This is a genomic window from uncultured Lacinutrix sp. (assembly GCF_947500605.1).
Taxonomy (GTDB): domain Bacteria; phylum Bacteroidota; class Bacteroidia; order Flavobacteriales; family Flavobacteriaceae; genus Lacinutrix.
Window position 1 is genome coordinate 198928 of sequence record NZ_CANMSJ010000002.1, and the last position, 22291, is coordinate 221218.

A 22291-nucleotide genomic window follows, 5' to 3' on the forward strand; every position below is an offset into this window, starting at 1 on the left:
TCTTTGGCAAAGTTTTTGCCTTACATGATATAAAACCATTAACAATGACTAGAAAAATACTTTTTTTACTCGCTATATTACCTTCGGTATTATTCGCACAACATACCATTAAAGGCACTTTTACTCCTGCCGAAGATTTTAAATTTGCATTCCTATATCGTGTTACAGCAGAAACTTCATTATTTGTTGCAAATGCAGATGTGGCAGAAGATGGTACTTTCGAAATAGCACTAGATAAAGCGACTATTCCAGGAACTTATCGTTTGGTTTATTCGCAACCTCAAGATCAATTTAATTTCGATTTTATTGTAAACAACAAAGAAGATATTGTTTTAAAGTTTGACTTACAAGAAGGTTTATCTTTCGATAAATCTACAGAAAACAAACTATACAACTCTTATAATAGAAGCATGGCTTTGGTAAACAAAAGCATCCGTAACTATTATGGAGCTGGAAAAGAAGACAAAAGTGGTTATTCTAAGATTTTTAATATTCTAAAAAATACGCAAGAAGAGTTTGAAAAAGCTTCAAAAGGTATGATTGCTAATAACTTTATAAAAGCTTGTAGTCCATACATACCAAACGAATTAGAAGATGTTTCTACATTTTCTAAAAACATAAAAACTAATTATTTTTCAAATATCGATTTTGGAAATAAAATGCTTCAAGACTCTAACTTCTTAATTAAAACTACAATAGATTATGTTATTGGTTTTATAAACAGAAAAAATCCTGATGCTTCATATATAGAAAACATAGATACGGTTGTAAAAGCGATTGGAGACAATCCGAAAATTAAAGGAATTCTTTTAGAGATATTATGGAATCAGTTTTCAGTAGAAAATAACGAAGTAGTGGCCAACTACATTGGTTCTAAATATTTATTAGACATCGCTCGCGCTAATAACGATAACGAATTAGCTAATAGTATTATCTATTTTAAAAACGCATCTATAGGAAATATAGGTCCAGATTTTAATATTGAAATAAAAGGTGAAAACGATAAAACAGAAGTTTCAAAACTTAGCAAATTAGAAGGCTCTAGCAACTATTTATTATTCTTTTGGAGTACAACATGTTCTCATTGTTTAGACGAAATACCAGTGCTAAAAGAGTACATACAATCTAAAACAAAAGAAAATATAAAGGTTGTTGCCATAGCTTTAGACAACGATCTATACCGTTGGAAAGATATGACTTACGAATATCCAGATTTTTTACACGTTTTTGGAGAAGGCAAATGGGAGAACCCAATTGGAGACCAATACAATGTAACAGGAACACCTAGTTATTTTGTACTAGATAAAGACAAAAAAATTATTGCTAAGCCTGATGACATTAACGCTTTTAAGAAATACTTTGATGGTTTAATTAAAGCTAAAAAAGAGTAGTTTCTATAACTAAAATATATAACATAAAAAATGCGAAGCAGGTGCTTCGCATTTTTTATTTAAAGTATACTCTATAATTTAATTACAATACTATTGCTTTAACCAAGAGTCTCTGTTTTTTAAAAGCTCTTTGTTTTTATCTTCCGAAATACTAATAGTATATCTTGGATTAGCAACTAAAGTTAACGTTGTTGTTTTTGTTTCCTTATTTCTAATAAACTCAATAGTTATTGTTTTCTTTTCTGAAGTATTAATTATTGACTCAACCGTATTTGTTTCAGCTATTTTAAGACCATTTACACTTACTAGCTCATCTCCTTTCTCTAATCCTGAAAGATAAGCTGGAGAGCCAATTTTAGCACTCCTAGACACTATATTATTATTTAACGAAAGACCAGAGAAATTACTTTTAGAATCCTGTTCAATTTTTAATCCTACCGTTTTAAATAATGCATTATAATCTGGCATGTTACTCTTATAAATATAATTATTGAAGAAGTTGTTTCCAAAATCTTCACCAGCGTAAGCATTTAATAAGTCGTTAAGATTTTGAATAGTATATGGTGTTTCAGTTTTTCCGTACGTACTCCAAACCATCTTCATATAATCATCTAAATTCAAGTATTTTTCGCGTAAAGACAAGTCTAAAGCCAAGCCTAAAACACTTCCGTAAGAATAATAAGAGATAAATGTATTGTCTCTATTTACAGGATCTATTGACGATGCAGCATCTACAAATGGTGCTTGATAGCTCATTTCAATAGGATTAAAGAACTGTCTTGCAGGAGAGTTCCATACGTAATTAAAAGTACCGTTTAATCCATTTACATAATCTTCTGGAGTAATAACTCCTGCCCTACACAAAATAAGATTGGTGTAGTAACTTGTAAAACCTTCTGCAAACCAAAGTTCTCCACTCATGTTTGCTTCTTCAAAATTAAAAGGCTCTAAAGATTGTGGACGAATACGCTCTACATTCCATGCATGGAAAAACTCATGAGAAACAGTACCTATGTTTCCTTTCATTCCGCCTTCGGCTAAACCTTCTTTATCTGTTAAAATAGTAGAGTTTCTATGTTCCATACCATCTCCACTTACATTACCAATATAGCAAGCTAAAAACGTGTATTTTCCATAATCGAAACTTGGCAATTCGCCATAAACAGCTTCTTCGGCTAAAACAACTTTCTTAACTTTTTCGAAGTAAGTGTCTAAATCTTCTTCCGATCCTTTGTGGTGTAATACAAATTCAATGTCTTGATTCTTAACTTTAAAACTCCTTTTACTATAATTACTTATCTCTGTTGGACTATCCATAAAATACTGCAAGTTTGGCGCAGTATAAGTTGTTCCAATTTTTAAAGGTAATTGCGTAGCCACTTTCCAGTTTAAATCTGTTCTTGGCTTAAAGGTAATTTCTATTGGGTTATCACTTAAACTTGGCGCATACATAAATGTAGCAGGAATATTAAGGTGTGCATGCGTCTCGTCTACTTGACTGTAAGTTCCATCTGCTCTATTGGCAAATAAAGTATAAGAAATATGTACGGTTTTATCATGATTTAAAACTTCCCAAGCTTGTGGGCTTAATCGTTTTATTTCTAAAACTTCACCTTTACTATTAAATGCTTTTACATTATACACATTTTTAGCAAAATCATGAATAGCATAACGTCCTGGCGAAGTACGACTCATTTGTACTAAAAGAGAATTTCCTTTTAAGTTTTTATATGAAATATCAATACTCGCTTCGTGATGCACTGCATTCTCGAAACCTATGGAGTAGCTTATATTTTGAGCGAAAATTACTGTTGTAAAAAAAAGGGCAAGAATAGAAAAAACTGATTTCATTTTTAAAGTAATATAGACGTTAGAATAGTAATTAAGTTATACCTTTTTAATTACATTAGTTACAATACCCCAAATTAGGAAGTTGTTATCTTCGGTAATATTTATAATAGGATAATCTGGATTTTCTGGCTGTAACCAAACCTCATCTTTAGAAACTCTTAGACGTTTTACAGTAAACTCGCCATCTAGAAAGCAAACAGCAATTTTGTTGTTTTGTGGCTCTAAGCTTCTATCTATTACCAATAAATCGTTATCATCTAGTCCAGCACCAATCATAGATTGTCCGCTTACTCTAGCATAAAAGGTTGCTTCTTTATTTTTTACAAGCTCTTCATCTAAAGACAAACGGTGTTCTTTAAAATCTTCTGCTGGCGATGGAAATCCTGCCGAAATACCTGTATCGAAAAACTGACCTGCAGTTCCGTCTATTGTTTCTGGTGTAAAGAAGGTTAAGCTTCCTTGTTTGTGCGCTATCATAGGCTGTATATTTATTATTTCCGCGGAAGCGAAAAAACCTTTAGTTTTATTTCTTTATAAATTTAGTGCTTTTCGCGAGATTTTTCACGGTACACTAAGTAACATTTATTTAACCACTATAATATCGTTAATATTCGTGGTGTATTTTGGCGATAAACGCTCTTGACGCATTTTCCAAGTGCGTTTTAAATCTTGACTTCCTAATTTTATTTTATTGCCTTTAAACTTAGCATTTAAAAAATCTATAGACTGCATTAATGGTTGATGTTTTGGGTTTTGCGTATCGAATAAATTTAGCTGAAAACTATCCTCTGAAACCAAACCTGTAACCACAACTCCTGCGCGTTTGTATTTTATACCTTCCTTAAAAATTGACTTAACAGCACTAACTGCGCAGCTACTTATAATTAAAGATGAATTTGTTGGACTCGATAAATTAACACTCACACTTGCACTATGTTGCTCCACACCTGCTTTGTGCCTGTCGCTACTTATACTTACAACAATAACATGGCAACTGGAGCCTTGTTTGCGCAATTTTTCGGCACAACTGGTTGCAAAAGTCGATACGCGCTCTTTTATATTATCGATATCGGAATACGTATACTCGAAACTTCGTGTGGTAGCAATTGCTTTTTTTACGGTATCGTACTCGTCTAACTTAAGTGTTGGAATACCTTCTAAATCTCGTTTTAATCGGGATTCTATAATAGAAAAATTACTTTTCACCCAAGCATCTGGTAATTGAGTAAAATCGTAAGCAGTATTACAGCCTTTTGCTTTTAAACGTTTGCTTAAACGACGTCCAATACCCCAAACAGCATCTATTTTAATCCATTTAAGCGCTTTAATTCTTTTCTCGTCAGAATCTATAACATAAACGCCATTGGTCTCTTTTGGGAATTTTCTAGCAACCTTATTTGCTACTTTACAAAGCGCTTTTGTTGGCGCAACACCAACACAGGTTGGAATACCTGTCCATTTTAAAATGCGCTTTCGCATTTGGTTTCCGTAATCGTTAAAATCGTAATTATCGAAGCCTTTAAATTCTAAAAAAGATTCGTCTATACTATACACCTCGATGTCTGGCGTAAACTGTTTTAATATCTCCATAACACGACTGCTCATGTCTCCATACAAGGGATAATTTGAGGATAAAACATGGACACCATTAGCCTTACAAAAGCTTTCCCATTTAAAAATAGGTGCTCCCATTGGCAGGTTTAAGTCTTTGGCTTCGTCACTTCGTGCGATAACACAACCGTCGTTATTACTTAAAATAGCAACTGGTTTACCTTGTAAATTAGGGTTAAAAACACGTTCGCAAGAAGCATAGAAATTATTACAATCTACAAGTGCAAACATAGACTGCAAAGGTATAGCAAAAGTGATTTGTGTTTTGGTTGGAAAAAAAATCTTATTAACTAAAAGCTTTTTACCACTTACAATATGGATTTTTACTTAATTGTGAATTATAATATTTAGTATCTCCTGTTACTTCTTCTCCTAACCATTGTGGCTTGGTAAAGGTTTCTGTTTCATTGTTTAATTCTACCTCAGCAACAATTAATCCTACGTTTTTACCAAAAAATTCATCGACTTCGAACATATGCTTATCGACTTTAACCTCATATCGTATTTTATCGATCATGCCTTTTTTACATAGCTTTAAAAGTGATTCTGCTTCGGTTTTAGGAATTTCTTTTTCCCATTCAAAACGAGACAATCCGTTTTTAGAAGATTCGCCTTTTATTGTTAAAAAACCTATGTCACCTTTTAGTCTTACACGAACTGTTCGTTTTTTATCTGTGCTTAAAAAACCTTGCACAATTCTAGTTTGTTTAAACGCTTCACTTTTAAAAGCATTAGATTGGACTAAAAATTTACGTTCTATTTCTATCATATTTATTTAAACTCATTAGGTATTAGAGATTCCTGCGTGCTCAGGAATTAGTAAATTTACAGCATGCTAAACGATTTACCAATAAGAAAGATAATTCATGTAGATATGGATGCGTTTTACGCATCTGTAGAGCAATTGGATAATCCAGAACTTATAGGCAAACCATTGGCTGTTGGTGGTAGTGGAACACGAGGTGTTGTTAGTGCTGCTAGTTACGAAGCTCGAAAATTTGGAGTACGCAGTGCAATAAGTGGTGTAAAAGCAAGGCGTTTATGCCCAGAATTAATATTTGTACCACCAAGATTTGATCGTTACAAAGAAATTTCTAAAAAAATTAGAGCCATCTTTTTAGACTATACCGATCTTGTAGAACCTTTATCGCTTGATGAAGCTTATTTAGATGTTACCGAAAACAAAAAAGGAAATCCTAGTGCTTCGCTTATTGCCGAAGAAATAAGAACTCGTATTTTTAATGAGGTTGGTTTAACTGCATCTGCGGGAATTTCTGTAAATAAATTTGTTGCCAAAATTGCTAGTGATTACAATAAACCTAATGGACAAAAAACAGTAAATCCCGAAGAAGTTCTAGACTTTTTAGAAGCACTCGATATTAGAAAATTTTATGGTATTGGTAAAGTTACTGCAGAAAAAATGTACCAAAAAGGTGTGTATACAGGTCTCGATTTAAAGAATAAATCTTTAGAGTTTCTAGAGAAAAACTTCGGAAAATCTGGCACACACTATTATTACATTGTTCGTGGTATACATAATAGCGAGGTTAGACCAAATAGAATAAGAAAGAGCTTAGCTGCCGAGCGTACTTTTAATAAAAATTTATCTTCGGAAGTATTTATGCTCGAAAAACTAGAGCATATTGCCGAAGAAGTTTCTAAGCGTTTAACTAGAAGTAAAGTTGCTGGAAAAACAGTAACACTAAAAATTAAATACAGTGATTTTACATTACAAACACGTAGTAAAACATTGCCTTACTTTATTAGCGATAAAAGTGTGGTTTTAGAAACTGCTAAAGAATTACTCTATCAAGAAAAACTAAACAACTCTGTTCGGCTTTTGGGTATTTCGTTATCGAATTTAAATACCGAGAAAAAGACTAAAAAGGTGGAACAAAAAAGTATTAGTGCTCAGTTAAAGATTAACTTTTAGAATATTCTAAAATATCACTTGGCTGGCATTCTAAAGCTTCGCAAATGGCTTCTAAAGTAGAAAATCTTACCGCTTTTGCCTTACCCGATTTTAATATGGATAGATTCGCTGTTGTTATACCTATAATGGCTGCCAAGTCCTTGCTTTTCATCTTGCGTTTAGCAAGCATAACGTCTAAGTTTACTATTATTGGCATAGTTATATAGTTAAGTCGTTTTCTTGTTGGATTTGTCTGCCTTTATTTAGAGCTTTCGAAAAGATAATTAAAAATAGTCCTAAAATCATAAGTAAAATATATAAAGGTTTTGAATCTATATTTAAATAGTCTTGACCATAAACGTCTTTTAAAATCACAAAATTAATTAACTCAAAAATTGATGTAATAAATCCAATTATCCCTGATATTAAAAAAACCCTTCCCGATTGTAGGAAACAATTAATTAGTTTAAGATTGAAAAAATCTCTTTTTATTAAAAGTCCTAGTTTTCTTATTAAAATAAAAATAGCAGAAATAAAAATTAATAATGCAATTGCTTTAAAAATAAATAATAATTTAATGTTTAAAGATACTCCAACTGCAGAAGGCAGCATTGCGCTAGAAACATCTTGATTAAAGAATAAACCAAGTGTACACAAAATAATGTCACCAATATTAAATATTGCAAGAGATATAAAAAGTACTGTTATTATTGTTCTAGTTGTTTTCATAATTATATAGTTAAGTCGTTTTCTTGTTTTGCAGTCTTTGCTATTTTAAATATCTCACTTAACACCATAAAGAATAAACCCAAACACACAATAAATACATAAGGAGTCAAGCCTAAATGGATTTCGAATCTTGATTCGAATATTAATTTAATTACAAAAAACAAAACTGTAGCTACAATACCAGTTGCTACTAATAAGTTTCCCATTTTATGATACGTAGCAATTACATAATCGTGAAAAGGTTTTCGTTGTTGAAAATAACGCAGTGTTTTTCTAAAAAGATAAAAACAGTAAATACCTATTAATAATACAGTCGCCAAAACAAGAGTAGTTATAATTACTGAAGCACTAGAATTTGCAACTTCAGATGTATCCACATTTAAAACAGCTTCTGTAATTGACGAGTCTATAAACACAAATACTGAAACAAATAAGAGTAATAGAATTAAAGGAATACAAGTAAAAATCCAGATAAAATCTACCAATGATTTTAGAATATTTAGTTTTTTCATTTTTATATAATTATTGTTTAACGATAACAAATATATAAAAATTATTGATAAACAATAATAAATTATTAAAAAACATAAAATCCTTATTACAAAAGCTTTATTTATATTTGAACAATGGACAAAAAACACATTATCGTTTCTGAAAGTCCTAGACCTTTTTGGAAACTAATAATTGCATCTTTAATATTTACTGCCGCAATTGGAATAATTATTTATTTAACTATTAATAATTTGTGGAAAGTTGAATTAACAAAAGGTAACAAATCAGGAATAATTAATATCATTTATTTAATAGGGATTGGTATTCTTTTATGTCTTCATAAAAAAGTACATATAGATTTAGAACTTTCAAGATTTAAACCAACAATAGAAGTTGGTTCTATTAAAATAGGGAAATGGAAAAAAATTAACAACTACGAATATGTTTCTGTTTTTTTCGACCCTTCTAAAAGCAAAGCAGAAATTTTTGAAGTGAATTTATGGTACGATAGGAACAAGCATTTCGAATTATACACAAGAAATAATTTTGAAGATGCTGTTTCTGTTGGGTTTGATATTTCTGAAGCATTAAACATCGACTTATTAGATGCAACAATTCCAAATGATTTTAAATGGATAGATAAAGAAAACCTAAAACAAAACAAATCTGAAATAAAAAAAAGACTAACTTTAATTAAACATAAGCTTCCTGTTTTCAAGACAACCAAAATGAGCGATACTTTTAAAACCATAGCAAGATTTCAATATTCTACTGAAGCTCAAATAATAAAAGGTCGTTTGGAAGCCGATGGTATTCAAGTATTTTTAAGCGATAATTTCACTATAGATACAGATCCATTAGTTAGTAATGCGATAGGTGGTGTAAAATTAAAAGTATTAGCAAAGGATGCTATGGAAGCGCAACATATATTGGAATCTATTTCTAAGTACTCTATAGACGACGATGGCAATACCATACATTGTCCAAACTGTAATGGCGAGAAAATAGAATTATTCTCAACCATAAAAGACTTTAAATCTTTCTTCGGCTTTATTTTTGGAGTACTATTTGGCACCTTACCAATAAGCGCAAAACACAAGTACAAATGTGAAACCTGTAAAACTGAATTTGAAATTAAATAGTATATTATTAATTCATATTTAAAATCGCATTTTTGCAATACTATTAATTATCGTATAATTCCGGATAAACTGGATCTAGTAAATTAATAATCTCTGTACTTGAATCTTCTAAAAAATAAAGTTGACTATACTGCCATTCTTCATCTACTTTTTCTGCATTAACAACAATTACACCTTCTCCATTAGGTCCTTTAATAGGTATATTTAATTCTGCAATGCTATATCCGTTTTTATAGCTGTAATTTGTACTTCCCATACCATCACTCTCGATTGGTTCACCTAAAAAGCCAATAACTTCTTCGTTTTCTATAGCTTGAGAAAAGGCATAAGTATAAGGTTCAGATCCTGAAATAGAATCTGATATTTTATAAAACGCTCCAACAATTACTAATATTACAACAACAATTATAGATAAGCAACCACCACCAAGTAACCATCCCCAATTTCTACTAAACCAACTTCTTTGTTCTGTATTTTCCATATTAATTTCTATTAAAAGTGCTTCCGAATGTATCAGAATTAATAATTACAATCTTCAATATAAGTATTCATTTTTAAGATTTTGTTACAGGAATAAGAATAAATTTCTAAACACTGGGAAACATATTTTGTTATAGCCTATTAATCATTCCTAATAAAGGGAAAAATCTAGAATCTGTAAAAAGTAGATTCAAGCCTTCGCAGGAATGATAGAAAATATTTTGTAACAAAACACCTACATTAACTACATATAAATAGAGTGCGGATAAAACGCTCTTTACTTTTCAAAAAGTAGTATATTTCATTTTTTAACTAACAACGCTTTATTATGACAGATTGGTTCTTTAGCCTAGAATTATTTCCAAAAATATATTGGAGTATAGCATTATTAGGTTCAGTTATTTTCATTTTTACAACAATTTCTACTTTTATTGGTGGTGATGCAGAAGATTTTGGTGATGTAGATTCAGACATTGAAGCAGATACTGGTATTGGTTTTCAGTTTATAACTTTTAGAAACTTGGTTGGCTTTTTTACGCTTTTTGGATGGAGTGGTATTGCTTGTATAGACGCTGGTTTCTCAAAACCATTAACAATAATTATCTCTTTAATTTGCGGATTAATTATGATGACTATAATGGCTGCCATGTTTTTTTACATGAACAAACTTAGCGATAGTGGAACCATGAAATTTAAAAATGCTATAAATGAAGTTGGCGAAGTATATTTAACTGTTGGAGCAAAACGCTCTTCTATAGGAAAAGCACACGTTAAAATTCAAGGTGCACTAAGAGAATTAGAAGCCTTAACAGATGCTGAAACCGATTTAAAATCTGGCACAGTAATTAAAGTAAAAAGCATTACCGATAACGGAATACTAATAATAGAAAAACTTAACTAAAAACCATAAACCTATGTTTCTAATCACTCAAGATGCCTTTAATTTTGGCTTCCCAATTGCAATTATTTTTGCAATATTATTTGTTTTTGTCTTTTTAATTGTACTTGTTAAACGCTACAAACGTTGTCCATCGGACAGAATTCTAGTTGTTTATGGTAAAGTAGGTGGCGGACAATCTGCCAAATGTATCCATGGTGGAGCAGCCTTTATTTATCCTGTAATTCAAGATTACCAATTTCTAGATTTAACGCCAATTTCTATTGAGGTAAATTTAGTAAATGCCTTATCTAAGCAAAACATTCGTGTTAATGTACCATCGCGTTTTACTATTGGTGTCTCTACAGAACCTGGTATTATGCAAAATGCTGCCGAAAGACTTTTAGGTCTTAACCAAAGCGACATTCAAGAATTAGCACAAGAAATTATTTTTGGTCAGTTACGTTTGGTTGTTGCTTCTATGGATATTGAAGAAATTAACAACGATAGAGATAAGTTTTTAACTAACATCTCTCAAAGTGTAGAATCTGAACTTAAAAAAGTAGGTTTAAAACTAATTAACGTAAACATTACAGATATTGTAGATGAGTCTGGATACATTGAAGCTTTAGGTAAGGAAGCAGCAGCACATGCAATAAATGCGGCTCGTAAATCGGTTGCCGAAAAAACTAGAGATGGATCTATTGGTGAAGCAAACGCTGTTCAAGATGAAAGAACCCAAGTTGCCGCAGCAAATGCACAAGCAGTAGAAGGAGAAAATGCCGCTAAAATTTCGGTAGCAAATTCAGATTCTTTACGTCGTCAACGTGAAGCTGAAGCGGAACGTGTAGCAATAGCATCAGAAAAAGTACAAACAGCAAAAGCTTTACAAGAGTCTTATGCTGCAGAAAAAGAAGCAGAAACGGCAAGAGCAGATAGAGAACGTTCTTCTCAAGAAGCAGATATTATTGTACCTGCAGAAATTGATAAACGAAAAGTAGAAATTGATGCTGAAGCTGAAGCTGAACAAATAAGAAGACGTGCAAAAGGTGAAGCAGATGCAATATTATTTAAAGCGCAAGCCGAAGCACAAGGTCAGTTTGAAATTTTAACTAAGCAAGCAGCTGGTATGGAACAAATTGTTAAAGCAGCTGGTAACAACTCTAAAGATGCGGTGTTATTATTAATTGCAGATAAATTACCAGAGTTAGTAAAAATGCAATCTGATGCCATTAAAAATATTAAAATCGATAAAGTTACTGTTTGGGAAAATGGTGGTGGAAAAGACGGAAAATCGTCTACTGCCAACTTCCTTTCTGGAATGTACAAATCGGTTCCACCTTTACAAGAAATGTTTAACATGGCAGGAATGGAATTGCCAGAATATTTAAAAGGTAAAAATGTAAAAAGTGATGCAGAAGCAGAGGTTATAGAAGATAACAAGCCTAATGCATAACATATAGTGAGTAAACACTTTGTTTACCCATTAATTAAAATAAAAAATGCTTCGATTTTCATCGAAGCATTTTTTTTATGAAACAGGATAAACTTATTTACAGTTTCCTGACATTTCTAATTTTTAAAATCCTACAATAAAAGCAGTTGCAGATACTGTAGTAGTAATATTTGTTACACCATTAGTACATTTACCGTTTAATTCTGTCATAGCAGTTTTTGCCTCTTGTTGAGTATCCATTGGCGTCAAACCAAAAATGTTAGTTGATTTTTTCACAACTTTTACTTCTTTTCCTGCAGACACATACTCTGAAGGTGTTGAAACTAAACCTGCAACTCCACAACTTGACATCATAACTGCAATGGCCATTAATCCTAATACTTTTTTTATTTTAAAAATTTTGATTTGTTAATATTGATGATCAACATAATTCTTTTCTGTTAAATAAATGAGTAAAAATAAATGTTATTAATTGGTTTATTTTCACACTAAATAACAAACCGACTACACTACCTCATCAAAAGCCATTTTTAGAATTTTAACAACACTTTCTATTTCATCTTCATTTAAATGTCCAAATCCTAACCTAATAGCACACAAATCTTTATTTTGATACAGTATGGTTTTAGGTAAAAACAAATCGTGTGCTTTAGCCTTTTCTGCTAATTTTATAAGCGATATTCTAGGTTCAAAATTTAACCAAACTGCTAAACCTCCTGTTGGTACTTGCCAAGTGGCATAGTCTTTAAAATAAACACTTAAACAAGCGCATAAATAATCGCGTCTTTGCTTATAAATAGTAATGTTCTTTTTAATTAATCGGTGTATTTCACCTTCACTAATAAGTTCGGTTAGTATTTGCTTCTGAATTAAATCGCCTTGCTTATCTAATATTTGCAAATAGTTTTTGGCTTCATTAATAATGTTTTCTGGAGCGACTACAAATCCTATTTGAAAACTAGGAAAAAACGACTGCCCTAATCGTCCTAAATAAATAACCACACCTTGACCATCTGCACTTGCCATAGGCACCATCGCAGAACCACTAAACTGAAAATCGTAATCAAAATCGTCCTCTATAATAGCAAACTTATAAGCCTTTGCGAGCTGCAATAATTTCAAACGCCTTTCCGCTGTAAGCGTTACCGTTGTTGGATATTGTCTATGTGCGCAAACATACACACAACGAATACTGTTTTTCGTGAAGTTTTTTTCAATAAAATCAACATCAATACCATGCGCATCTACAGGAATCGTTATAATATTAGCTCCTGCTTGCTGAAAAATCATGTTAGATTTATAATGACTTAAATTACCAACAAGCACAACATCATTTTCCTGTACTAAAAGTTGAGAGACAATATATAAGCTCATTTCGGTACTACGCGTACTTACAATGTTGCTTGGTTTTATATGAAATCCTCTCGTGGCATTTAAATAATTACATAACTGTTTACTAAAGGTAGTATTAGACTGCGCTTGTGTTTGATTCCATTTCGAAATTAACGATGCACGTTTCATAGACGCACTATACCATTTAGAAAACTGATGTGTAGGATGTAATCTTAAATCGGGCTTCCCATCATTAATTACATATTTACGTATCGAAAATTCTTCGGTAGAAGCTAAATTAAAAGACGATTGAAACGGAAATCCAGCTATTTCTGGATACGCTTTTAGTTTTTCTAAGCCTTGAACCACAGCTTTTATAGCAACTGTTTTTTTTTCTGGCATTAAAACAAACGTTCCTTTATTAGCAACAATATCTACCCAACCTTGCGATGCCAACTCATCGTACACAGCAACTGCAGTATTTCTATTAATAGACATCAACGTACTAAATTTCCTAGTTCCTGGCAGCGCAGTTCCTTCTGGTAAATAGCCACGTTGTATGGCATTAATAATTTCTTGAGCTATTTGAATATAGATTGAGGTATTCGGAGATTTTTCGAAATGAATTAAAGATTTTAATATGTCGTCAACCGGACTACTCATTGTTTTAAAACTGGACTACTTTAATGATCCGGAAAGTTACGAATTTTGCAGCGTTAAAAAACACCTATATATTTTATTATGAAATTAAACCCTTTTTTTATTTTACTTGCCATGTTCGCTATTACAACGCAAGCACAAGAATTCCAAAATCAAAAACTAGATTCTGTAATTATTACCTCTACAAGAATAGATTTACCATTCTCTGAAAATTCTAGAACCATAACAGTAATTAACCAAGAAGACATTAAAAAAAGCGCAACAACTAACGTTGCCGATTTATTACAACAAGTTGCAGGAGTAGACGTAAGACGTCGTGGCACTTCTGGTATGCAAGCAGATTTATACATTCGTGGTGGTGGTTTTGACCAGACATTATTATTAGTAGATGGTATAAAGGTTGAAGATTCTCAAACAGGACATCATACCATGAATATGGCTTTACCTATTGAAGTTATCGAACGTATAGAAATTATTAAAGGTCCAGCAGCAAGAGTATTTGGGCAAAATGCATTTACAGGAGCTGTTAACATAGTAACCAAAAAAAATATTGGAGATTTAGTTTCTTTAGGTGTACAGTCAGGATCTTATGGACAACTTAATGGTTCTGTTATGGTTGGAAGTCAATTAGAAAAATCTTCACATATAATTCAAGTTTCTAGAAATACTTCTCAAGGTTATAGACATAATACAGATTATGATAATCAGAATTATTTTCTAAAAAGCTCATTCGATACAAACAAAGCACCTATAAATGTAATTGCTTCGTTTCAAGAAAGAAAATTTGGTGCAAATGGATTTTATGCTAGTCCAACAGCAATTAACCAATACGAAGAAACACAAGCTAGTTTAATAGGTGTTACCACCGAAATTAAAAAAGAAAACTTAACTCTTAAACCAAAATTATATTGGAAACGTAACCAAGACATGTATGTTTTTATAAGAGATAATCCTTCAGTTTACAGAAACTTGCATATTACTAATAAAGTTGGAGCTGCGTTAGATGCTTCTTACAAGTCTAACCTTGGTGTAACAGGTTTTGGAGTAGATGTTGCAAAAGTATACTTATCTAGTAACAATTTAGGATCTAGAAATAGATTTATGACAACCTTATTTTTAGAACACCGTTTTAAATTAGCTGATGATAAATTAGATATCACTCCAGGTGTTGCTGTAAATTATTTTTCAGATTTCAAATTTCATGCTTTTCCAGGTTTAGACATTGGTTATAAAATAAACGATGAGATAAAAATTTACGGAAACATTGGTTACACGTATAGAATACCTACATATACCGATTTGTTTTATAGCGACCCAACAACATTAGGTGACGAAAACTTAGATCCAGAAGAAGCTATTGCTCAAGAATTAGGTATAAAGTACAATAATGGAAACTTTAATGCTTCTCTTGCTGCTTTTAATAGAGATTCTAAAAAACTGATAGATTTTGTAAAAGAAAACGAATCAGATTTATGGCAAGCAACCAACATTAGAGATTTAAACACAAAAGGAATTGAAGTAAATGCATCCTACGGTTTTAAGCTTGCTGGCTATAATCAAGCAATAAAAACAGGATATACTTTTTTAGAAGATGATTTAAAAGCAGTACCGAGTAACTTTTCTAGATACTCTATCAATTCTTTAAAACATCATGCAACAACTAGTTTACAAACACAATTTTTAAAAAACCTTTCTCAAAATATTATTTACAAATATGCAGAAAGAACTTCTGGAGAGAGCTATGCTGTTGTAGATGCTAGTGTAAATTATAATTTAAAAGCTTTTGAAATTTCTGTAATTGCAAATAACATTTTCAATACAGAATACACAGAAACCAATTTGGTACCAATGCCAAAAGGAAACTTATTATTTGGTTTAAAATATAACCTTAAATAAAGGGCACACTATAAATTAATTAAACCACTTTAAGCCCTATCGTTTTAAAAACTATAGGGCTTATTTTTTTTCATATAGGAACAAAACCTTAAAATTATTTTATTTCCAATGAGTAAGATTCGACACAACTGGACAACAGCTCAAATTTTAGATATTTACAACAAACCAATGATGGAATTGCTTTATGAAGCGGCAACTGTACACCGACTGCATCACGATCCAAATACAGTCCAAGTTAGTACTTTAATATCTATTAAAACCGGTGGTTGTTCAGAAGATTGTGGTTACTGCCCACAAGCAGCGAGATATCATACAGATGTAGAAGGAAACGACTTAATGACAATACAGCAAGTTAAGGCACAAGCCTTACGAGCTAAGTCTGGAGGAAGCTCTCGAGTATGCATGGGTGCTGCTTGGAGAAATATTAAAGACGGACCGGAATTTGATCAGGTTTTAGAAATGGTTCGGACTATTAACAAACTAGATATGGAGGTTTGCTGTACCTTAGGGATGGTTACTGAAAATCAAGCTAAAAGACTAGCCGAATCAGGTTTATATGCTTACAACCATAATTTAGATTCTTCTGAGGAATACTATAAAGAAGTTATTTCAACTCGTGGTTTTGAAGACCGTTTAAAAACAATAGATAACGTTAGAAAAACAAATGTAACAGTATGTTCTGGCGGAATTATTGGCATGGGAGAAAAAACCGAAGACCGTGCAGGAATGCTAGTCGCACTTTCTACATTAAACCCTCAACCAGAATCTACTCCAATAAATGCATTAGTAGCCGTAGAAGGAACACCACTAGAAAACCAAAAACCTATCGAAATTTGGGATATGGTTAGAATGGTAGCTACCACTAGAATTGTTCTGCCAGAAACGCAAGTACGCTTAAGCGCAGGAAGAACACAAATGTCTAGAGAAGGACAGGCAATGTGCTTTTTTGCTGGAGCGAATTCTATCTTTGCAGGTGATAAATTACTAACAACTCCTAATCCTGAAATTGAAGGAGATATGGAACTGTTTAAAACTCTAGGTTTAAAACCGCAAAAACCATTTACAAAAAAAGAACAACCACAAACTATTGAAGCAAAGGATTCTAAATTTGAAGCCTTGGGTGAAAAACCAAAATGGACCAGACCAGACCACATAATAGAACGTAATGAATTGGCTAAACAAAATAGAAAACCCTTAAAATAGTTAAAGTGCTGTAATAGACTTTTAGTTTTGTTAACTTTGTAGGCTAAATTAACAATACTTTAAACTTGAATCTTAAGAATATACCACGTGTAAAAACTATTTCTAAAGACGACTTTATACGTCTTTATTTTAAACCACAGAAACCTGTGGTAATAGAACGTTGTATAGAAGATTGGCCTGCTTTTACTAAATGGAATTTAGACTACATGAAGCAAGTTGCGGGAGATAAAACCGTACCACTTTATGATGATAGACCTGTCGATTATAAAGATGGATTTAATGAACCACATGCTAAAATGAAAATGAAAGATTATGTAGACTTGCTTAAAAGCGAGCCTACAAAATTTCGAATTTTTTTGTGGAACATTCTAAAAGAAGTACCTCAGCTTCAACAAGACTTTAAATTCCCTGATTTTGGTTTACGCTTAATGAAAGGTTTGCCCATGTTATTTTTTGGTGGAACAAACTCTCATACCTTTATGCATTATGATATTGATTTAGCTAATATTTTTCATTTTCATTTTGAAGGAAAAAAACAAGTTATTCTATTCGATCAAGAGCAAAGCAAACATTTATACAAAATACCGCATTCATTAATTGTTAGAGAAGATATCGATTTTTCTAATCCCGATTTTAAAAAATGGCCGGCCTTACAAAAGGCTAAAGGTTGGGAATGCGAACTTAAGCATGGAGAAACCTTATACATGCCAGAAGGTTATTGGCACTACATGAGATATATAACACCCGGATTCTCAATGAGTTTACGAGCTATTGCAAGGCGTCCAAAAAACTTAACAAAAGCCATTTATAATATAATTGTAATGCGTAATTTTGACAACTTAATGCGAAGTCTAAAAGGTCAAAAATGGATTGACTGGAAAAACAGACAAGCAGTAAAAAATACTAAATAAATTAAAAATGAAAAAAGTACTATTTGTATTAGCGATATTGAGTGTTTCGCTAATTAACGCACAAGTGTTTGAAGGTAAAGGAGATCAGAAATTTCAAATTGGTGCTAACCTTCAGGATTATGCCTCTGGATTAAATATTAGTTACGACTATGGCCTTGGAGAAAACATTTCGGTAGGTGTATCTACAACATATGCTTTAAATGTTAAAAACAACAACATTATTGATGCCGATTTTGGAGATCGTTTTGATATTAAAGCACGTTTTAATGCTAATTTAGGTAACGTTATTAATATTGATGATAACTTTGATGTATATCCAGGTTTAAGTTTAAGTACTAAAAACTTTGGTGGACACTTAGGTTTCCGTTACTTATTTACTAATGGATTTGGAGTCTACACAGAGTTTAATACACCATTAGCAAAATATAAAGAAACGCCTATTGGTGCAGAAAATATTCACAACCAATTTACAGTAAATTTAGGAGCTGTTTTTAACCTATAAAACAGACTTTATTTCTACAAAAAAGCCTTTCAGTTTTAATTCTGAAAGGCTTTTTTATGCTCTATTTCACCAACTCGTTTGCCTTTTGGTAAACCAAATGCGACTCCCACCCTCTATACAATAAGTAGTCAATTAGCTTCTTCTTTTTTTTCAATTTATTGGTTTCCAATATCATATTCGCTCTTTTTTCGGCTAAATCATTAAAAACACCGATGTACTCATCATCTGAAATTTCTCTAAGCGCAGCATTTATATTAATTTTGGAAATGTCCTTTCTCTTGAGTTCTTGAGTTAAACGAAAGCGTCCCCATTTTTTAATGTGGAACTTTCCTCGAACAAAGATTTTGGCAAAACGTTCCTCGTTTAAAAAGTTGTGCTCCAAAAGATGAACTATGATAATATCCATTGCTTCTGGTATCATATTTAAATCTTTTAATTTTTGCCTAACTTCTTTATGACAACGTTCTTGATAAGCACAGTAATGTTCTAGCTTTTTTTGAGCTTCGGCAACTGTATATGATTTAAGTTTTTGGTGCATGCATCAAAAATACGCTATTAATTAATAATCCAAAATGCCCTCTATTATGAAACAACTAAACTCCCTCTTAATTCTACTATTTGTATGTAGTTTTGGTTTTAGCCAAACTACTATTTATAGCGAAGATTTTTCTGGCCAATTAAACAAAGGAGCTTATTACAACAACACCACTAACTCAACAGAAATAAATCTTACAGGAGTAAACTGGACTGTTGATGTATCTGCAACAACCTTTCAAAGTGGTGATAGACTTCAAGTAGTTAATGCTGCACGTTTTCTTGAAGCTAGAGATTTAGATGGTCCCGGAATATGGTACTCTCCAATAATTAACATAAGTGCTTTTACAGATATACAATTCTCTCTAGATGCTACTGAAGGCTCTCCTGTAGGTGACAATCTTGAAGATGCAGATACTCTTACAACAGAATATCGCTTAGATGGTGGTGCATGGGTACAAGCTGGAAATAATGGTTTTATTCAAAATGATTACTTAAACACTGTAGTATCTCACAATGCTTTATTAAACGGCTCGACATTAGAGTTAAGAGTTACTTTTGTAAATAATGGAGATGGTGAGCGTATGCGAATAGATAATATTTTAGTTGAAGGTATTGCTCCAACATCACCAACAATTACAATCAACCCTAACTCTAACATTATTTCTCCATTAAGTGTGGTTGAAAACAATGTTTCTTTAACTGCTGAAACATTTACCGTACAAGGTTCTGCATTAACTAATAATATTGTTTTAACATCTTCTGCAGATTTTGTTATTTCTACAACATTAGCTGGTCCATACTCTAATTCTATTACACTAACGCAAACCGGAGGAACAATAAATTCTACCACAATATATACACAACTCATCTTTGGTCTAGCTATTAATACTTATAGCGGAAACATAGCAGTTAGTAGCACTGGAGCAACAACTGTAAATGTAGCAGCATCAGGAACCGTAATTGCGCACACACCTGTTGCAAATTGTAGCGAATTATTTATTTCGGAATATCATGAAGGTATTCTTGGCTCCGCAAACGAACGCTATATTGAGCTTTACAACCCTACAAGTAATGCTATAAATCTATCGAACTATAGAATTGCTAGATTTAGAAACGGTAGAGTTAACCAACGTCCAGACTTAAGAACGATACCTGCTGGACAAGGAACAATAGCACCATACTCTACTTTTTTAATTTCTAAAAGCAATTCTACTTTATGTACAAGCGGCGTAGCTGATTATTGTACTGCAAGTGCAGCAATGAGCTTTGATGGTAACGATGTTGTTGCTTTACAGAACTCTAGTAATGTAAATATAGATATAATTGGAGAATTAAACACTAATAATTCATTTGGTCAAGATATAGATTTAACTAGAAACCCGGACATACAAGCACCTACAGCTACATACAATGCTGTAGATTGGGCATCAACAGCTGCAAATAACACAGTAATGTTAGGGTGGCACAATAATGAATGCCTATGTACATCGACTACAACTTGGGAAACTACAGGTTGGAGTAACGGCGCTCCTAACGCATCTACAGCCGCTATCATAAATGCATCTTATAACTCTTTTAATGATGGAAGTATAACAGCATGCTCACTAACTGTTAATACTAACGCTATTTTAACTGTTCAAGATCTTTCTTTTATAGATATAGAAACTAACATTATTGTATACGATAATGGAAAAATTCTTGTTCAAAAAAATGGTTCTGTTGTACAAAATAATCCTAATGGAAAAACGGTGATTATAGATCCTACATTAGGAGAAATTAGTGTTACAAAAGAAACGGCACCAATTAATAACTGGTACGAATACACATATTGGTCTTCACCTGTGCAAGGTGCAATAGTACAAGATGTGTTTTTTCAAACAAATGCTAATAGACGTTTTTGGTATGATGCAAATAATTTTCAAGACTCTACAATGGAAACAGGAAACAACAATGGAACCGCTCCAGGACAAGACGATGTAGATGATAATGGAGATGTTTGGCAAATTGCTACAGGTACCGATGTTTTGTTGCCTGGTGTAGGTTATGCAGCAACACTATCTCCTACGAGCTTTAATGCCGTTCCTGGCAGTCAATACTCTCATATTTTTGAAGGTCCTTTTAATACTGGAACTATTAACGTTCCTGTAGTTAGAAATGATACAGAACTAAACGATTTTAATAACAACTTTATTGGTAATCCATATCCTTCTGCGGTAGATGCAGATCTGTTTTTTGCAGAGAATGTAACATCAACAGGCATTTTAGAAGGTCCTATTTATTTATGGTCGCAAAACACAACTCCTTCTGGAACTACTAATGGAAACTCTAATCTAAATTTTGATACTTCAGATTATGCTGAAATTAATGGAACAGCAGAAATAGCGGGTGGAGATGGCGTTACACCAAGTCGATTTATACCTTCTGGACAAGGCTTCTTTGCAAATTTTTCTGACACTTACCCAACGACTTCCGGTAACGTTGTTTTTAATAATAGCATGCGTGTAACTGGTAATAACGACCAATTCTTTAAAACTTCTAGCAGTCAAAATCCAAATACTAGAGACGTAATATGGCTTGATTTAACATCGGACAATGGTGTAAGAAACCAAATTTCTATTGGTTACCTAGATGGAGCTACTGCTGGTTTTGATGGAACTTTTTACGATTCTGTTAAAAGAACACCTATTGGTTTATATGCTGTTTTATATTCTATAATCCCTAGTGATACTAAAAAAATATCTATACAAGGTAAAGCTAGTAGCGACTTAAATTTAGATGAAGAAATCCCAATTGGAATAAGTACAAGTATAGATGTTCCAACAATATACTCTATTTCTATTCCTCAATTAGAAGGCGATTTCTTTAATAACAACACCATTTATTTAGAAGATTCGTTAATGAATACTGTACACGATTTATCTAACAGTACTTATACTTTTACATCTACTCCAGGAGAGTTTAATGATCGTTTTAAAATTGTTTTTACAAACAATACACTTTCAACAGTTGATTTAGAATCTAATCCTGAAAACTTCTCTATTGTTGAGCTTCAAAATAATAATGTAAAGTTCTCTATAAACTCAAATAACTTAACTATTAAAAGCGTTGAAATATTAGATCTATTAGGTCGCAAGGTTTATAATTTCCGCGGAAGCGAAAACACAGAAACTTACAACTTATCAAACTTAAGCAGTTCGGTTTATATTGCTAAAATTGAATTATCTAATGGTACAGTAATAACTAAGAAGGCTGTAAAGAAATAACAAATACAATGCATATAAAAAAAAGCTCCTTAATTGGAGCTTTTTT

At 32.3% G+C, this 22291-nt stretch carries 21 protein-coding genes; 10 read left to right on the forward strand and 11 right to left on the reverse strand.

Annotation, left to right across the window (positions count from 1 at the left end; translation table 11 throughout):
• Positions 1 to 44 precede the first annotated feature (44 nt).
• Entirely contained in the window at positions 45 to 1391 is a 1347-nt protein-coding gene (locus Q0935_RS04080; RefSeq protein WP_299382606.1) for a TlpA disulfide reductase family protein, read from the forward strand.
• A 90-nt stretch (positions 1392 to 1481) separates the two neighbouring features.
• Here the strand turns inward: Q0935_RS04080 and Q0935_RS04085 are convergent, their stop codons facing one another.
• From Q0935_RS04085 to Q0935_RS04100, 4 genes are all read right to left on the reverse strand, one after another.
• Complete coding sequence (locus Q0935_RS04085) at positions 1482 to 3242, reverse strand: M61 family metallopeptidase (RefSeq protein WP_299382608.1); 1761 nt, start codon at positions 3240 to 3242, stop codon at positions 1482 to 1484.
• Between the two features lie 36 nt (positions 3243 to 3278).
• Positions 3279 to 3719, reverse strand: coding sequence for a LexA family transcriptional regulator (locus Q0935_RS04090; RefSeq protein WP_055436053.1), 441 nt, complete (start codon positions 3717 to 3719; stop codon positions 3279 to 3281).
• Positions 3720 to 3824: 105 nt separating this feature from the next.
• Positions 3825 to 5084: a Y-family DNA polymerase gene (locus Q0935_RS04095; RefSeq protein ID WP_299382611.1), complete on the reverse strand. Its 1260-nt coding sequence runs from the start codon at positions 5082 to 5084 to the stop codon at positions 3825 to 3827.
• Positions 5085 to 5154: 70 nt separating this feature from the next.
• The gene (locus tag Q0935_RS04100; RefSeq protein WP_299382613.1) at positions 5155 to 5622 is read right to left on the reverse strand and encodes a CYTH domain-containing protein; all 468 of its coding nucleotides are present in this window, start codon (positions 5620 to 5622) and stop codon (positions 5155 to 5157) included.
• Between the two features lie 63 nt (positions 5623 to 5685).
• Between Q0935_RS04100 and dinB the strand changes: the two genes are divergently transcribed.
• A complete protein-coding gene (gene dinB / locus Q0935_RS04105; RefSeq protein ID WP_299382615.1) occupies positions 5686 to 6786 on the forward strand; it encodes a DNA polymerase IV in 1101 nt (366 codons plus the stop codon).
• On the opposite strand, the gene Q0935_RS04110 is transcribed toward dinB, so the two are convergent.
• Genes Q0935_RS04110 through Q0935_RS04120 form a run of 3 tightly spaced genes read right to left on the reverse strand, consistent with a single transcriptional unit; the run spans position 6776 to position 8006 of the window.
• Positions 6776 to 6982, reverse strand: coding sequence for a helix-turn-helix transcriptional regulator (locus tag Q0935_RS04110; protein ID WP_299249289.1), 207 nt, complete (start codon positions 6980 to 6982; stop codon positions 6776 to 6778). The two genes, dinB and Q0935_RS04110, sit on opposite strands and share 11 nt — an antisense overlap.
• A 2-nt stretch (positions 6983 to 6984) precedes the next feature.
• The gene (locus tag Q0935_RS04115; protein WP_299382618.1) at positions 6985 to 7494 is read right to left on the reverse strand and encodes a DUF2975 domain-containing protein; all 510 of its coding nucleotides are present in this window, start codon (positions 7492 to 7494) and stop codon (positions 6985 to 6987) included.
• Between the two features lie 2 nt (positions 7495 to 7496).
• Positions 7497 to 8006, reverse strand: a complete 510-nt coding sequence (locus Q0935_RS04120; protein WP_299382620.1) for a DUF2975 domain-containing protein — start codon at positions 8004 to 8006, stop codon at positions 7497 to 7499.
• A gap of 114 nt (positions 8007 to 8120) precedes the next feature.
• On the opposite strand from Q0935_RS04120, the gene Q0935_RS15900 reads away from it, so the two are divergent.
• Entirely contained in the window at positions 8121 to 9128 is a 1008-nt protein-coding gene (locus Q0935_RS15900; protein ID WP_367275007.1) for a DUF2007 domain-containing protein, read from the forward strand.
• A gap of 43 nt (positions 9129 to 9171) precedes the next feature.
• Here the strand turns inward: Q0935_RS15900 and Q0935_RS04130 are convergent, their stop codons facing one another.
• Positions 9172 to 9609, reverse strand: a complete 438-nt coding sequence (locus tag Q0935_RS04130; protein ID WP_299382623.1) for a cytochrome c oxidase assembly factor Coa1 family protein — start codon at positions 9607 to 9609, stop codon at positions 9172 to 9174.
• 327 nt (positions 9610 to 9936) lie between these two features.
• On the opposite strand from Q0935_RS04130, the gene Q0935_RS04135 reads away from it, so the two are divergent.
• Both Q0935_RS04135 and Q0935_RS04140 read left to right on the forward strand, forming a co-directional pair.
• A complete protein-coding gene (locus Q0935_RS04135) occupies positions 9937 to 10509 on the forward strand; it encodes a hypothetical protein (RefSeq protein WP_299249274.1) in 573 nt (190 codons plus the stop codon).
• 13 nt (positions 10510 to 10522) lie between these two features.
• The gene (locus tag Q0935_RS04140) at positions 10523 to 11941 is read left to right on the forward strand and encodes a flotillin family protein (protein WP_299249271.1); all 1419 of its coding nucleotides are present in this window, start codon (positions 10523 to 10525) and stop codon (positions 11939 to 11941) included.
• 123 nt (positions 11942 to 12064) lie between these two features.
• On the opposite strand, the gene Q0935_RS04145 is transcribed toward Q0935_RS04140, so the two are convergent.
• Together Q0935_RS04145 and Q0935_RS04150 are read right to left on the reverse strand one after the other, a co-directional pair.
• Positions 12065 to 12310 (reverse strand): hypothetical protein, encoded by a 246-nt coding sequence (locus Q0935_RS04145; RefSeq protein ID WP_299249268.1) that lies wholly within the window; start codon positions 12308 to 12310, stop codon positions 12065 to 12067.
• A 135-nt stretch (positions 12311 to 12445) separates the two neighbouring features.
• The gene (locus tag Q0935_RS04150; RefSeq protein ID WP_299382626.1) at positions 12446 to 13936 is read right to left on the reverse strand and encodes a PLP-dependent aminotransferase family protein; all 1491 of its coding nucleotides are present in this window, start codon (positions 13934 to 13936) and stop codon (positions 12446 to 12448) included.
• A gap of 78 nt (positions 13937 to 14014) precedes the next feature.
• Between Q0935_RS04150 and Q0935_RS04155 the strand changes: the two genes are divergently transcribed.
• The 4 genes from Q0935_RS04155 (at position 14015) to Q0935_RS04170 (ending at position 18445) form a co-directional block, all read left to right on the forward strand.
• A complete protein-coding gene (locus tag Q0935_RS04155) occupies positions 14015 to 15829 on the forward strand; it encodes a TonB-dependent siderophore receptor (RefSeq protein WP_299382628.1) in 1815 nt (604 codons plus the stop codon).
• 108 nt (positions 15830 to 15937) lie between these two features.
• Complete coding sequence (gene bioB, locus Q0935_RS04160; protein ID WP_299382631.1) at positions 15938 to 17032, forward strand: biotin synthase BioB; 1095 nt, start codon at positions 15938 to 15940, stop codon at positions 17030 to 17032.
• A gap of 65 nt (positions 17033 to 17097) precedes the next feature.
• Positions 17098 to 17943: a cupin-like domain-containing protein gene (locus tag Q0935_RS04165; RefSeq protein ID WP_299382633.1), complete on the forward strand. Its 846-nt coding sequence runs from the start codon at positions 17098 to 17100 to the stop codon at positions 17941 to 17943.
• Between the two features lie 7 nt (positions 17944 to 17950).
• On the forward strand, positions 17951 to 18445 hold the full coding sequence (locus Q0935_RS04170) for a DUF6646 family protein (protein ID WP_299249253.1): 495 nt from the start codon (positions 17951 to 17953) through the stop codon (positions 18443 to 18445).
• Positions 18446 to 18506: 61 nt separating this feature from the next.
• Here Q0935_RS04170 and Q0935_RS04175 read toward each other — a convergent pair whose 3' ends face one another.
• Positions 18507 to 18983, reverse strand: coding sequence for a regulatory protein RecX (locus Q0935_RS04175; protein ID WP_299382635.1), 477 nt, complete (start codon positions 18981 to 18983; stop codon positions 18507 to 18509).
• Between the two features lie 46 nt (positions 18984 to 19029).
• Here Q0935_RS04175 and Q0935_RS04180 point away from each other — a divergent pair, with 46 nt between their 5' ends.
• On the forward strand, positions 19030 to 22245 hold the full coding sequence (locus Q0935_RS04180; protein WP_299382637.1) for a lamin tail domain-containing protein: 3216 nt from the start codon (positions 19030 to 19032) through the stop codon (positions 22243 to 22245).
• The last annotated feature ends 46 nt before the right edge of the window (positions 22246 to 22291 follow it).

Excerpts from the sequence above, each read along its gene's own strand:
- Q0935_RS04080 (WP_299382606.1), top strand. The coding sequence starts at position 45 with ATGACTAGAAAAATACTTTTTTTACTCGCTATATTACCTTCGGTATTA.
- Q0935_RS04085 (WP_299382608.1), bottom strand. The coding sequence starts at position 3,242 with ATGAAATCAGTTTTTTCTATTCTTGCCCTTTTTTTTACAACAGTAATT.
- Q0935_RS04090 (WP_055436053.1), bottom strand. The coding sequence starts at position 3,719 with ATGATAGCGCACAAACAAGGAAGCTTAACCTTCTTTACACCAGAAACA.
- Q0935_RS04095 (WP_299382611.1), bottom strand. The coding sequence starts at position 5,084 with ATGTTTGCACTTGTAGATTGTAATAATTTCTATGCTTCTTGCGAACGT.
- Q0935_RS04100 (WP_299382613.1), bottom strand. The coding sequence starts at position 5,622 with ATGATAGAAATAGAACGTAAATTTTTAGTCCAATCTAATGCTTTTAAA.
- dinB (WP_299382615.1), top strand. The coding sequence starts at position 5,686 with ATGCTAAACGATTTACCAATAAGAAAGATAATTCATGTAGATATGGAT.
- Q0935_RS04110 (WP_299249289.1), bottom strand. The coding sequence starts at position 6,982 with ATGCCAATAATAGTAAACTTAGACGTTATGCTTGCTAAACGCAAGATG.
- Q0935_RS04115 (WP_299382618.1), bottom strand. The coding sequence starts at position 7,494 with ATGAAAACAACTAGAACAATAATAACAGTACTTTTTATATCTCTTGCA.
- Q0935_RS04120 (WP_299382620.1), bottom strand. The coding sequence starts at position 8,006 with ATGAAAAAACTAAATATTCTAAAATCATTGGTAGATTTTATCTGGATT.
- Q0935_RS15900 (WP_367275007.1), top strand. The coding sequence starts at position 8,121 with ATGGACAAAAAACACATTATCGTTTCTGAAAGTCCTAGACCTTTTTGG.
- Q0935_RS04130 (WP_299382623.1), bottom strand. The coding sequence starts at position 9,609 with ATGGAAAATACAGAACAAAGAAGTTGGTTTAGTAGAAATTGGGGATGG.
- Q0935_RS04135 (WP_299249274.1), top strand. The coding sequence starts at position 9,937 with ATGACAGATTGGTTCTTTAGCCTAGAATTATTTCCAAAAATATATTGG.
- Q0935_RS04140 (WP_299249271.1), top strand. The coding sequence starts at position 10,523 with ATGTTTCTAATCACTCAAGATGCCTTTAATTTTGGCTTCCCAATTGCA.
- Q0935_RS04145 (WP_299249268.1), bottom strand. The coding sequence starts at position 12,310 with ATGGCCATTGCAGTTATGATGTCAAGTTGTGGAGTTGCAGGTTTAGTT.
- Q0935_RS04150 (WP_299382626.1), bottom strand. The coding sequence starts at position 13,936 with ATGAGTAGTCCGGTTGACGACATATTAAAATCTTTAATTCATTTCGAA.
- Q0935_RS04155 (WP_299382628.1), top strand. The coding sequence starts at position 14,015 with ATGAAATTAAACCCTTTTTTTATTTTACTTGCCATGTTCGCTATTACA.
- bioB (WP_299382631.1), top strand. The coding sequence starts at position 15,938 with ATGAGTAAGATTCGACACAACTGGACAACAGCTCAAATTTTAGATATT.
- Q0935_RS04170 (WP_299249253.1), top strand. The coding sequence starts at position 17,951 with ATGAAAAAAGTACTATTTGTATTAGCGATATTGAGTGTTTCGCTAATT.
- Q0935_RS04175 (WP_299382635.1), bottom strand. The coding sequence starts at position 18,983 with ATGCACCAAAAACTTAAATCATATACAGTTGCCGAAGCTCAAAAAAAG.
- Q0935_RS04180 (WP_299382637.1), top strand. The coding sequence starts at position 19,030 with ATGAAACAACTAAACTCCCTCTTAATTCTACTATTTGTATGTAGTTTT.